We start from the raw sequence: 12,808 nt of genomic DNA on the forward strand, positions 1-12,808 counted from the left end.
TGTTCCTATTTATAGAAATGATATCCTCCACCGTTTATCTTTTCAACATTCAATGAAGCTGAAATCTTTACGATATCCAGTACTCCATCGATAGATTCACAGAGGTCTAGTTTACCGGATAGTTTCCGGTCGGCTATATTCTTATCATACCAAATAGGTATCCCATAATAACGGGATAAATTATCCAGGACTTTAGATACAGTTTCCATCTCTAAAAGCATGACATTATCTTTCCAGCAGATATATTTTGTTACATCAACCTCTTCTTTTTTCATAATACCAGCTTTCCAATTAACCATTTGGGATGGATTTAATATCATTTTTTCTTTTGCAGATGAGTTTACTTCCACACGTCCATTAACCAGTACAACTGAGATATCATCTTCTTCATAGGCTGTTACATTAAAAACAGTACCTAGAACCTTTACATCTAATCCTTTTGTTTTTACTATAAAAGGCACTTTCGGATTATGGGCAACTTCTAGAAAGACCTCTCCTTCTACTGCAATTTCTCTTTTGTCTTCACTGAAAATCGATGGATAAATAACATGACTTGCTGCATTTACATACATTTTTGTCCCATCCGATAATGTTATGTGGGTACGTTTTCCCTTAGGAACGATTATGTGGTTTAGATTATTTGCTCCGTTTGTCAGATCTTCTGCAATTTTTGGAGACTGGTTGTTTACAGTTACGCTACCCTCTTTATCATAATTGACATGAGATTCGTTTTCTAATTTAACTTGTTGATTTTGGGAAAGGACTAGATATATCTGATTTAGGCTATCGATAGGAGTTACTTTTTCTAGTTCAGTAAGAAAAGAGGATTCTTCCTGCGATTGATTATAATGAACAGAAATAAAGAACAGGATGGCTATCGATGCGGCGACAGATAATCCGGCAAGAACATATCGAAGGGGTTTCTTTTTATCCTTTTCTATGGACCCGGCAGATGACAATTCTTTCACGTTTGCCCACGCTTCCTCTATTTCCATATCGGGAACTTGTTCGTGTTTCTTGACCAGTGAAATGAATTGTTTCATCTCGTTGTCGAACTCTGTCTTTGGTATTTTGTTTTTAGCCATACGAGCAGTACTTTTTATATTAAGTACAATTTGCCTGCTCCGACGGTACTCAATCAAACAGTGATTTAACACTCAGATGGTTGTATTTAACATTTGTTATCGAATGGCCGTTGATATGGAGTGTATTATTTATCCTTCAAGGAAGGATCGGAGAGAAGTAAATCTCTTAATTTGGCAATCGATCTGAAAAGTAGATTTTTGCTGGACTGATAATTGATATTCAGCAGGTTGGCTATTTCATCATGAGTTAACTCCCTGATATAATAGAGGTACAGGATCTCCTGTTGTTTGGAAGACAGCTTTCTGAAGGCTGCGCTTATAAGTTCATTCCGGGGTGACAGATCTTCTTCATCTAAAAATTGATCTGATTTGACGGTTAGGATCTCATCGGGACAACAGACCAGTTTGCCGTTACGGATTTGTTCGGATTTCAATTCGTTATACAAGGCATACCGGAAAGCTTTCAGTAAATAACAACGTACGGAAGCTGTTTCTGATAAGCTTGAGTAGTTGCACATTAGTTTAACGAAGAAATTTTGCAGGCAATTCTTTACGAGATCGGTATCTTTCGAATATATCTTCCCGTAATTATATAATATGGGATAATATCTCCTGTATAAAACTTCAAAAGCTTTACGATCTCCTTTAAGACAAAGGTCCCATATTATTTCATCCGTTTTTTGATACATTCTCCTGGCTATTTCAATTATACTAGCTGTAAATTATTACAAATTTAACTATTACTCCTTTTTATAGCATTACATTTCGATTAACTATTAACTACAAAATACCACAAATGTAATCATATATTTGATATATTTTCTTTCATGTTTAATATATAAGGTCACAGTATATCACTTTACAATGACGACGTTATTAATATTTTGAATACAAAAAGAAGCGGATCACTGTCTACACTTCGTTAGGTATCGCCAGAAACCCATAGCACACGTAGACAAGCAACCCGCTAGATATAGCAGAGACTTGTGCCTTGTGTGCTGTCAAAACTGGCGATTTTAACGAAAGTAAGGCACTTCCTAATTTTCTAAGATGTATTTGTTCTATCGAACATTACAAAAATAGGCATATTTCTTCACTTTAGACAAAAAATGGGCATTAATATTATGTCATGAAAGACAAGGAAGATAAGATAATCATAAAAAATACCCAGGGATACGTTGAGTACCGTAAACCTGGGTAATATATTTTGAATAGAAAAAATCAGTCTCTTTTTTATTCTACGTATAAGACCAATCCTTTCAGATATTCTCCTTCCGGATGGTAGATATTGACCGGATGATCGGCCGGCTGCGTCAATTGATGCAGGATACGTACGCTACGTCCTGATTGTGCGGCAGCACTGAACACTGCCAGGCGGAAATTCTCTTTGCTGACTACCTGTGAACAAGAGAAGGTAAACAGGATACCTCCCGGTTTGATCTTTTCAAAAGCGATCGCATTCAGTTTGCGATATCCTTGCAAAGCGTTGCGCAATACATTCTTATGTTTGGCAAATGCAGGAGGATCGAGAATGATAAGGTCGTAATTGCTTCCCATCTTTTCCAGGTATTTGAAGGCATCTTCAGCAAATGCTTTATGACGCAGATCTCCCGGGAAATTCAGTTCCACATTTTTATTCGTCAGCGAAATCGCTTTGGCTGAACTATCAACCGAGTGAACCACTTCGGCACCGCCACGCATGGCATAGAAAGAAAAACCACCCGTATAGCAAAACATATTCAATACCGAATGACCTTTTGCATACTTTTCCAGTAACGAACGATTTTCACGTTGGTCTACAAAGAAACCTGTCTTTTGTCCTTTCTGCCAGTCTACGCAGAATTTCAAGCCGTTCTCTGTGGCAATATCTTCTACCTCTCCACCATATAAATAGCCATCTTCACTTCCGAGATTGGCTTTGTAGGGAAGAGTTGCTTCCGATTTGTAATAGATATTTTGTAAATTTTCTCCCAGCACAGTTTTTAATGCTTCGGCAATATCATGACGAGCATAATGCATACCCACCGAATGAGCCTGCATAACGGCTGTGTGAGCATAAATGTCGATGACCAGTCCGGGGAGGTTGTCTCCTTCACCATGAATCAGACGATAGGTATCATTGTTTTCCACTTCTGCCAGTTCCAGTTCTTTACGGAGCGTGTAGGCAACACGAATACGTTCTTCCCAGAAATTCGCGTCGATCGAGATCTGCTTAAATGATAAAACACGCACGGCAATACTGCCGATCTGATAGTGGCCGATAGCCAGGAAGCGCTGATTTGTTCCATACACTTCTACCAGGTCACCCTCTTCCGGATTACCTTCAATGCTTTGGATAGCTCCGGAGAATACCCACGGATGAAAGCGAAGCAACGACTCTTCCTTTTTCGGTTTGAGAAAAACTTTACAGTAACTCATTTATTTATCTTGATTCAATTGGTTGTATATTTTCAGGCAGGCCCAGGCGTCGAGGGCTGCATATTTCTTTTGTTGTTCGGTCAGTACATCGGCTTCCCAGTTGCTTAGGCGCTGTCCTTTCGATATTTTTTTATCAAAAAGGATGGCATATATCTTTTGCAAGCTGGCATCTTCAATTCCGAATTGGCCGACATAATTCTGCAAATCGAGGAAGTTGGCCGGTTTGATGTCAGTCCGTTTCCGTATGGCACCAAAATCGTCACGCAGGGAAAGCCCGATTTTCAGTATTTTGTCATTCACAAGAAAATCTTCCAGCGACTGTGGAATACCGATCCGGTTCAGCCGGAAAAGGAAGCAGGCCTCATCTGTGGAGATCTGCATCAATGAAATTTTATAGCGTGTCCCTTTTTTAAAACTGGGACGTGTTTCCGTATCGAAACCTACCGCTTCGAATCCGGATAAATAGCTGACAGCCTTATCCGTGTCTTTCTCTGTGTCGATCACGATAATCCGTCCTAAAAATTCTTCTATTTCAAGAAGAGATATTTCTTCTTTTGTTATTGTGTGTGTATATTGTGTCATCATTCCTCGTTCGTTTCAAAAATTTCATCATCACTGTAACGGGCAGCGTGGAGTGCCTTCAATGCGTTAAGGAGCTGCTGTCCCCAGAACTCCTGGAAGTTAGTACGGCATAAGGCAATAGACTGAAGCATGACTTCTTCGTTTCCTTGACGGAAAAGTGAAACGAAATTTCCGGTATCCTGATAGACATCGGCGATATTTTCGGAGATAAAAGCGGCGATAGGCGTATCACTGTACTGCATGTCCGGATGAAAGGTTTCCAGATAAGAATCCTTTTCTCCCAGCAATCCTGCAATCCGGGTACGGACAGACTCGTACATGTCTTCCGTAACGGTCAGTTCCGGTTCATCATCTTCGTCCGGCTCGACATCCGGCAAAAGTGTTGCTTTCAGATAAAGTAACGGCAATAGTTTGACCGCTTTGTCCACAAAGTCGAAAAGGCCTTTTTCTCCGGCTGTTTCAACAAATGTACAAAACTCCAGCGCTACAGTTACAAACTCCAGCGTATTACGTTCGTATATGGGGTTGTTTTCCTTTTCCATGTTACTTCTTATGGTGTACCTAAGATTTCTAACCTGCAAAAGTAACAAATATATTGCGATAATTAGAATTATTAATTCTTAATTAAGGTCTTTCTCCTTACATTGTGAAAGTTTAAAACGTATCGTCAACTAATTTTATTATTGAGTATTGTCAAAAAAATAACGGATAACCGGAATAATTCAAGGCTTTCTATTGTATATTTGTAACGAATGAAATCAGCGGCTGATAATTATGAACCGTACATTTAACTAATTATGGAATATCCTCAATCTTATTCGTTAGGAAATGGTAGCTTGTGGCAGAATGTGAAATCGAAATGGAATAACATGCCTGTACCAGAAGGAAAATGGGAAAAAGAGGGAAATGTGCTGAAGTTATATACGCCTTCGTTGGATTATACGTTTTTAGTCTTGATCAGTAGTTCTGGAAAATTGAAAATGATTCGTTTTCCCAATTGTGGTTATCCGGACTGGGTATATGAATTAACAATAGAATATCCTTTTATTATGAGGTAAAAAAGAGGTATCTGGTAATCTCTGATTTTAAATGTTTGATCTATTGAAAAATAAAAGATGTGGATGTTGTTTTAATGTTTTTCTTTATGTAGTTTTACGATTGAAAGAAATTCCGGATTAAACACCTTAAAAAGATCAGCTTATGAAAACCCATATTTTTGTTTATTGCCTAATTCCATTGATGTCGCTGTTATCCTGTACGAAGGAAAAGGGGACTATTTATACGGTTGATTTCTCTTCCCGAGACTTTCCTCAAAAGAGTGTTGATCTCGATGAATATGTCGATTCATGGAGAAAAGTGATTCTGGAAACAGATTCGCTTTGTTTGGTTGATAAGGCTACTCATTTTTATCCATGTAAAGAATATATCATTGTCTATTCGCCCAATAAAATTATGATGTTTGATTATGATGGTAAGTTTATAAAGAATGTTGCTCAGGGAGGTAACGGTCCGGGTGAAATTAACTATTTATTAGATTGTGTGGTTGATGAAGAAAACCAAATCTTATATTATCTTGAAATATTTGATACAGAGAATATACACTCTATATCATTGAAGGACGGATCAATCGGTGTTGTTCCAATAGCAGTCCGGAAGATGCTAAAATCTTTTGTATTTAATACGAATGGTATAACGTGTTTTCCGTATGTAGGTAATAAAAGCCAGTCTTGTTATACCCAGGATTTGATGGGCAATTTACTTGACACGGCACCTTTAAAGATAGAAGAACCCGATGGCCCTTTTGTTCAATCACCAATCAATCTGTATTTTTTGAATGATGACATACTCTATCAGGGATTATATGAAGATACTGTTTATAATGTGACGACGCATCTGCCTGTATTTGTTTTTTCAAAAGGAAAGAAGAGGGTGGACGATGTCAATAAGAAAGATATCCAAGAGAATCAAATTTTCTTTAATACCCTGTTCTCTTCAGGGAATAACTGTATGCTTACAAGAGTTGAATATGTGTTGAATGCAACGGATGCAGAGGGACAACTTTTGGAAATGATTCCGGATGAATACAGGTATTACCTTTATAATCATGAACTGAAAGAAGTGGACGAAATTACCGGATGTACATTTTCTCCAACAAATAAGAAATATATTGGGGATCAGTTGCCCGATCTTTTATCTCATATCTCTTCTTTAAATCCACAAAAAGTAGTATTGACATTTCCTGCGGAAGAATTGGGCGGAGGGTTTGATGATAATCCGATTTTATTTGTCGGTGATTTAAAAAAATGATAAATATATAACTGTGTGGGTAGGGATTGTCTGATTGTAAACAAAAAACGAAGGCTTTATGAAAAAGAATAGATTGTTCCGTGTTTTTCTGCTATGTCTTTTAGTATTGCATACTGTTTCTTTCCGGACTGTAGCCCAGTCTTATGAGCAAATGTGGGAACAGGTAGAGGTGATGGAACAGAAACAACTGCCGAAATCAGCCGTTGGAGAAGTTCAGAAAATCTATGATCGTGCCAGCCGGGAAAAGAATGTTCCTCAATTGATGAAAGCCTGGTTGACGAAAGCCTCTTTACATATCGATGTAACGCCGGACAGTCTACCCGGCGAGTTAGACCGGTTGAAAAAATGGGCTATCGAAGAAACGGATCCGGTACATCAAGCCGTACTGAATAATCTGTTGGGGTATTATATATTGGACACAGGTAAAAGAGATGAAGCGACAATCGACAGTGCTATTTCTTATTTTTGTCTTTCTCTCCAAAATCCGGAGATACTGGCTACGCAACCGGCCGGGAACTATCGTCCTATGACGGTAAGTGCGAAATTGAGTGAAACATATTATAACGATAACATGTTTCAATTGCTTGCCAGTCAGGCTATCACACGGTTGAAAGGATATTGGATCGTTGATCCGGCGTTGAGAACAAAAATAGAAACAGAAGTTCTTGCCATCCATGACCGTTTAATATCCTATTATAAGCAACAGGGAATGAGAGATGCCCTGTTGTTGTCGTTACTGGATAAGTTATATATGGAAGGGTATGATGTCGGTCGGGGAGGAGTGGGTGAAAAGCTGAGATTGACACAGGAGCGTGTTGTCGATTTGCTGAAACAGTGGACTGTCGAGTTTGCGGATTCTCCGGTTTGTGGTGAAGTGTATAACCAGTTGGCTGTACGCTATGATGCGATGGGTGATTATGTAGCCAAACTACAAGTGGCGCAAACAGGGTTAGAGAAATATCCCCAATCGCCTTCCTGTCGTGACTTAAAAGAGCAGGTTGCTGAGGTACTGACACCTCGTTTCAATGCTGATATTCCTTTTGCCTATCCCGGAATGGATGTTGATTTTAAGATTCATTATCGGAATCTGTCTGGTTTTACTGTTGAACTCTACCGGATGGATTTGACGCCGACAAGTAGTGTATTGGCAGGTGGAGAAATTCATTCTTCAGTTGTAAAAAAGTATGGCAGGTTAGTGGATAGCCGTCATTATCAGTTAGCCGAAACTCCTGATTACAAGGAAACGGATACATTGGTACATTACAGGTTTCCGACGGAAGGTATTTATGTCGTTAAGTCTATCCCGGACGGTAATCCGGCATATACTGCTTACGGAAGAGCTTATGTTTCCACCCTCCAGGCGGTTTTATTGGATTTGCCCGATGGGAAACAGGAAATAACAGTCGTCGATAAACTGACCGGGCATCCGGTGGTTGGTACGGAAGTTGCTTATTATCGTGTGGATCAGGGAGGAGGTTTCCGGTTGATTGAAACACATCCGACCAATAATAAAGGGTGCGTGACACTGGTTCCTCCAAAAGAAGAGAACTGGTTGGGTATCAATGTGCGCAAACCGGAAGCCGATTATATGGAAATTACTTATGCGGAACGTTCTGTTCATAGATATAATGGAAATACCAAGCCGGGAGAACAGAAAAAGATATCTCTTTTTACGGATCGTGCTCTTTATCGTCCCGGTCAGATAGTCTATGTGGCAGGATGGGTCTACGGACAACAAGGAGACTCGACCTATGTGCTTCCGGCAACGGAAAGTGAAGTTATTCTGCGTGATGCGAACAGACAGGAAATAGGCAAACTGAATTTGACAACGGACAGTCTAGGTTCATTTTCCGGAAACTTTGTATTACCGGAAACCGCTCGGCCTGGGGAGTTTGAACTGGCGGTGAAAGATGGAGACAGCCGTTATATTCGGGTGGATGAATATAAACGCCCCACTTTTGATGTAATTTTTCATCCGTATCGCTCCTCTTATCAAATGGGGGATACATTATTAGTAACGGGGGAGGTTAAAACCTTTGCCGGTGTGCCAGTAGGAGAATGTGAGCTGAGCTACAAAACGGTTCGTTCACAAAATGAGTTTTGGCGTATTTCCGGTAGTGAGACGATATTGGAGACCGGAAAACTTTTGACAAATGCTGATGGAAGTTTTGAATTACCTGTTTTTCTGCGTAAACCGGATGATTTCAATACGAATGATCCCGGACGTTATTATACTTTTAACGTGACGGCCCAGGTGATTAATAAAGTCGGTGAAATGGAAAGTAATTCTCTCTCTTTGCCTGTAGGCTTACAATCGTTGGCTTTGCGTATCCGTGGATTACGTTCCAAAGTGGCACGGGAGAAGCGTGACTCCATGGAAATCCTTGCTACGAATCTGAGCGGACAGCTTGTAAAAAGCCAGACGGTCTGTGTGGTTTATTCTTTGGATGAGGCTGGGAGAAAAAGAGATGAAGTTTGGCGAGATACCATTGAAACCCAGCGAATGTTTGTCCCCCACGAGCTATTGAAACTTCCTGCTGCTAATTACCGAATGGAAGTTGCTGCAATGGATGAACAGGGTAGATTGTGCTCGGCGAGTCAGGACTTTGTCCTCTTTTCACTGTCTGATCGTCGACTTCCGATCGCTTCGCCGGAATGGTTTTATCAAGATGGGACAACATTCTATGGAGAACAACCTGTAAACTTGTATGTTGGAACCAGTGAGAAAGATGTCTGTCTGTTTTACGATGTATTTTGTGGAAAAAAACGTATCCATTCGGAAAGGATGACACTGTCTGATGAAATCCGTCCGTTTTCTTATGTGTATAAGCCTGAGTATGGTGATGGTATTACTGTTAATTTCGCTTTTATGCGTAAGGGTGTTTTTTATTCCAAGCAAATAAAAATAACCCGGCCTTGTCCGAAGAAGGAACTCAAACTGCAATGGAAAACGTTTCGTGATAAGTTGCTGCCGGGAGGAGAGGAAACCTGGGAACTCCGGATAATGTCACCGGACAAGAAAGCAGCGGATGCCTGTTTGCTGGCGACTCTTTATGATGCATCGCTCGATAAACTGTATCTCAATGACTGGGACTTCAGATTGAATTATCCTCGTTTTACGCCTGACATACGGCATAATATGATTGTTCATGGCCATTCGATCTGGATGTATAGCAGTTTCCCTTATTCTGCCAGTTCTGCACATGGTTTTAGCTGGAATGACTTTAGTTATATGCGTGTTCCTCTATGGCGTGTTCCGTATGCCGGTCTTAGTTTCAAGGAAAAAGTAACAAGCCGGATGAAGAAGGCTACAAACGTTGAGATTGCAGATGAAATCTCGGTGGATAATGGTTTTGATTTTGGGGACGGAACTTCTGTGATGGCTATAGCTGAATCTTCATCTCCTCTTGAATTGGACGATAGTTCTCCGTATGTTCCCCTCCGTGAGAACTTTGTAGAAACTGCATTTTTCTATCCTTCTCTTCGGACGGATACGAATGGAGTTGTCAGTATCGCGTTTACGCTTCCGGAAACGCTGACTGAATGGAAATTTATGGGGCTTGCTCATACATCTACTATGGATTATGGTTTTATAACCGCTAAAGCGAAAGCTGTTAAGTCATTTATGGTGGAAACAAATATGCCGCGTTTTATCAGGGTGAATGATGAGGCGGTTATCAGTACGACAATTACCAATATCTCGGAAAAAACGGCTCAGGGGATTATCCGGATGGAATTGATAGTTCCGGAGACCCGCGAAGTCATATCGACTCAAAAGCGGACGTTCAATGTTGATGCCCATCGTACAATGGCAGTTTCGTTCGATGTGAAAGGGGATGATAAATATTCGGCTTATATTTGTCGGATTGTTGCCGAGACTGATGGGTTCAGTGACGGAGAGCAACATCTTCTTCCGGTTTTGTCAGATAAACAGTGGATGACAGATGCTATATACGTCCAGTTGAATGGAACGGATAATAAAACGGTTGCATTGGACGGTTTGTATAACGACGATAGTAAAACGGCAATTCGTAAGCAACTGACAGTCGAGTTGACAGCTAATCCGGAATGGTATGCCGTACAAGCTCTTCCAGTGATTGCTGAGGCGGATAACGATGATGCTTTATCGTGGGCAACTGTTTTTTATGCCAATTCTTTGTCTGATGCGATTCTCAATACCAATGCTGATAATAAGACGGCTGTTTCCCGTTTACGTGAATTGCAGTTACCTGATGGATCATGGAGCTGGTATAAAGGTATGCGAGGAAATGATCATGTTACCTACCAAATAGCGGAGATGTTTGCCCGACTGCAAGCGATGAATATATCTGTAGAACCTGTGAAAGATATGTATGATAAAGCTTTGGACTATTTAGCTGATCGCTGGATGACTGCTTACAGGCAAATGATAGCAGAGGAAAAGAAAGGAAAAAAGGATTTGATGCCGGACGGACAATCCATCAATTATTTATACATCTGTGCACTGGATAAACAAGCAGCTTCCAAAATTGAAAAAAAGGCCTGTTCGTACATGATCGATAAACTTGAATCCGGGAAATCTGATTATACGATTTACGAGAAAGCCCGTGTAGCTCTCATACTATATGAGGCTGATAAACATGCAAAGGCAAAAGAACTGGTACGCTCTATAAAAGAATATACTGTGACTACAGATGAAATGGGACGTTATTTCGATACATCTAAAGCAACCTATTCCTGGAACAGTTACCGTATTCCTACACAGGTCGCTGCAATCGAGGCCATATCCTGTATAGACTATGATTCCGTCATGATAAATGAAATGAAGCAATGGTTGTTGAAACAGAAACAGGTGCAAGTATGGGAGACATCTGTTGCTACTGCCGATGCGGTGTATGCTTTTCTTTCCGACAGTAAAAAAAGCATATCTGGAAACGGTCGTGTAAAAGCAAAAATAGCAGAGAAGGAAGTGGTGACTCCTAACGATACGTTGGGGTATGCCAGTCATACGTTTTTCGGAAAAGAAGCAGAAGTTCGGGAGATAGAGATCAGTCGTTCCGGTGCAGGTATGGGATGGGCCGCTGTATATGCACAATATATGGAAGATATGGGAAAGGTTCGGAAGGCAAAAGGAAATGGTTTAAAAATAACCCGCACTTATAGTAAGAATGGAAAAACTGTTTCTCCGAAAACAGAGTTGCATGTGGGAGATGAATTAACGGTACAGCTTACGGTGAAGGCTGACCGAGACATGGATTTTATACATATCACGGATTCCCGTGCCGCCTCTATGGAGCCTAAAGAGAAATTATCCGGTTATGTTTTTTCCGATAATATCGGTTGTTATCAAGTGATAAAGGATTCTTCTATCGAGTTTTTTATAGATAAGTTTCGTAAAGGCACTGTTCAGTTAGAATATAAGATCTATCTGGATCGTCCGGGAGTTTATCAGACCGGAATAACGACTGTACGATCTGTGTATGCTCCTGAGTTTACAGGGTATTCAGGAAGCACGGTTATTGATGTACAAGAATAGTTTAATATAAAATTTGACTGCTATATGATGAAAAACAAACTTTTTTATTATTTAATAGCAATTGCATGCTTGGGGTGCCAGCATAAGGAAGGGAATAAGGAGCAGATATCTTATTTACCTAAACAGGATACTGTAAATAAGTCCTCTGTCGCAATGGTTCCGGATGAGAGTTCTTTTGAAATGAGATTATATGCAGAAGTTCTCCCTGTAACAGAGGATAGAGTGTATTTTACAATATATAATCATTCGGACGGAGAAGCAGTCTTCGGAGATGATGTGAAGATTGAGTATTATGATACAATTGCTTCTACTTGGGTGAATACTTATCCGGAGAATGCTGTTTACACCTTGATGGCTCATCCTGTACCTTCTCATGGATATTGTGATGGCAACGCTTTTCTATATAAGCATGAACCAGGAAAGTATCGGATTGTAAAGACAATAGATAAGGCAAACCAATCTTATTTGGTTATCGGTAATTTTTCTCTTTCCAATACGCATGAGATTGCTCAAATATATAAGGAGCCGGATTGGAGCCCCGTTCAATATAAGGATGGTTATGAGGCATTGGATATGTTTATTAAAAGAAATACATATTATCCTGCTGCATTAAAAGGATCCGGCTTGAAAGCGGTAGTGGTTTGTGAATTAACTATTGACACATTGGGACGAATACAAAAAACTAAAATATTGAGTAAAAAAACGAACCTTCTCTTTGAAGAACAAGCAATAAAGTTAGTTGGAAAAATTCCGGGAAAATGGCAGCCCGCTTGTGATAGTCATGGTCGTTACCTGGACAAATATGGAGTTTTTGTGAGATTTGATGAAGGCAGTAAGTAGATTTTAATTCGTGATCTTATTTTGTTTTATCCATCAAATGAGTACTTTTACGCATATTATT

9 protein-coding genes are annotated in these 12,808 nt (G+C 40.0%); 4 read left to right on the forward strand and 5 right to left on the reverse strand.

Features of this window, described 5'->3' with window-relative positions:
* Nucleotides 1–5: 5 nt before the first annotated feature.
* From P3L47_RS11630 to P3L47_RS11650, 5 genes are all read right to left on the reverse strand, one after another.
* The gene (locus P3L47_RS11630) at nt 6–1,085 is read right to left on the reverse strand and encodes a FecR family protein (RefSeq protein WP_277780881.1); all 1,080 of its coding nucleotides are present in this window, start codon (nt 1,083–1,085) and stop codon (nt 6–8) included.
* 125 nt (nt 1,086–1,210) lie between these two features.
* Nucleotides 1,211–1,774: an RNA polymerase sigma factor gene (locus tag P3L47_RS11635; protein WP_277780882.1), complete on the reverse strand. Its 564-nt coding sequence runs from the start codon at nt 1,772–1,774 to the stop codon at nt 1,211–1,213.
* 544 nt (nt 1,775–2,318) lie between these two features.
* A complete protein-coding gene (locus P3L47_RS11640) occupies nt 2,319–3,503 on the reverse strand; it encodes a class I SAM-dependent rRNA methyltransferase (protein ID WP_122360808.1) in 1,185 nt (394 codons plus the stop codon).
* On the reverse strand, nt 3,504–4,088 hold the full coding sequence (locus P3L47_RS11645) for a 3'-5' exonuclease (protein ID WP_075556349.1): 585 nt from the start codon (nt 4,086–4,088) through the stop codon (nt 3,504–3,506). It lies immediately after the preceding gene.
* Nucleotides 4,085–4,627, reverse strand: coding sequence for a DUF5063 domain-containing protein (locus P3L47_RS11650; RefSeq protein WP_075556350.1), 543 nt, complete (start codon nt 4,625–4,627; stop codon nt 4,085–4,087). The genes P3L47_RS11645 and P3L47_RS11650 overlap by 4 nt, the downstream gene beginning before the upstream one ends.
* A 255-nt stretch (nt 4,628–4,882) precedes the next feature.
* On the opposite strand from P3L47_RS11650, the gene P3L47_RS11655 reads away from it, so the two are divergent.
* From P3L47_RS11655 to P3L47_RS11670, 4 genes are all read left to right on the forward strand, one after another.
* On the forward strand, nt 4,883–5,143 hold the full coding sequence (locus P3L47_RS11655) for a hypothetical protein (protein ID WP_277780883.1): 261 nt from the start codon (nt 4,883–4,885) through the stop codon (nt 5,141–5,143).
* Nucleotides 5,144–5,285: 142 nt separating this feature from the next.
* On the forward strand, nt 5,286–6,392 hold the full coding sequence (locus tag P3L47_RS11660; RefSeq protein WP_277780884.1) for a 6-bladed beta-propeller: 1,107 nt from the start codon (nt 5,286–5,288) through the stop codon (nt 6,390–6,392).
* Between the two features lie 58 nt (nt 6,393–6,450).
* Nucleotides 6,451–11,907 (forward strand): alpha-2-macroglobulin family protein, encoded by a 5,457-nt coding sequence (locus P3L47_RS11665; protein ID WP_277780885.1) that lies wholly within the window; start codon nt 6,451–6,453, stop codon nt 11,905–11,907.
* 24 nt (nt 11,908–11,931) lie between these two features.
* Nucleotides 11,932–12,747, forward strand: coding sequence for an immunoglobulin-like domain-containing protein (locus tag P3L47_RS11670; protein ID WP_277780886.1), 816 nt, complete (start codon nt 11,932–11,934; stop codon nt 12,745–12,747).
* The last annotated feature ends 61 nt before the right edge of the window (nt 12,748–12,808 follow it).

The organism is Parabacteroides chongii (genome assembly GCF_029581355.1).
Classification (GTDB): domain Bacteria; phylum Bacteroidota; class Bacteroidia; order Bacteroidales; family Tannerellaceae; genus Parabacteroides; species Parabacteroides chongii.

Bases quoted from the DNA above. Each gene is read 5' to 3' on its own strand.
- P3L47_RS11630 (WP_277780881.1), bottom strand. From the start codon at position 1,085: ATGGCTAAAAACAAAATACCAAAGACAGAGTTCGACAACGAGATGAAA.
- P3L47_RS11635 (WP_277780882.1), bottom strand. From the start codon at position 1,774: ATGTATCAAAAAACGGATGAAATAATATGGGACCTTTGTCTTAAAGGA.
- P3L47_RS11640 (WP_122360808.1), bottom strand. From the start codon at position 3,503: ATGAGTTACTGTAAAGTTTTTCTCAAACCGAAAAAGGAAGAGTCGTTG.
- P3L47_RS11645 (WP_075556349.1), bottom strand. From the start codon at position 4,088: ATGATGACACAATATACACACACAATAACAAAAGAAGAAATATCTCTT.
- P3L47_RS11650 (WP_075556350.1), bottom strand. From the start codon at position 4,627: ATGGAAAAGGAAAACAACCCCATATACGAACGTAATACGCTGGAGTTT.
- P3L47_RS11655 (WP_277780883.1), top strand. From the start codon at position 4,883: ATGGAATATCCTCAATCTTATTCGTTAGGAAATGGTAGCTTGTGGCAG.
- P3L47_RS11660 (WP_277780884.1), top strand. From the start codon at position 5,286: ATGAAAACCCATATTTTTGTTTATTGCCTAATTCCATTGATGTCGCTG.
- P3L47_RS11665 (WP_277780885.1), top strand. From the start codon at position 6,451: ATGAAAAAGAATAGATTGTTCCGTGTTTTTCTGCTATGTCTTTTAGTA.
- P3L47_RS11670 (WP_277780886.1), top strand. From the start codon at position 11,932: ATGATGAAAAACAAACTTTTTTATTATTTAATAGCAATTGCATGCTTG.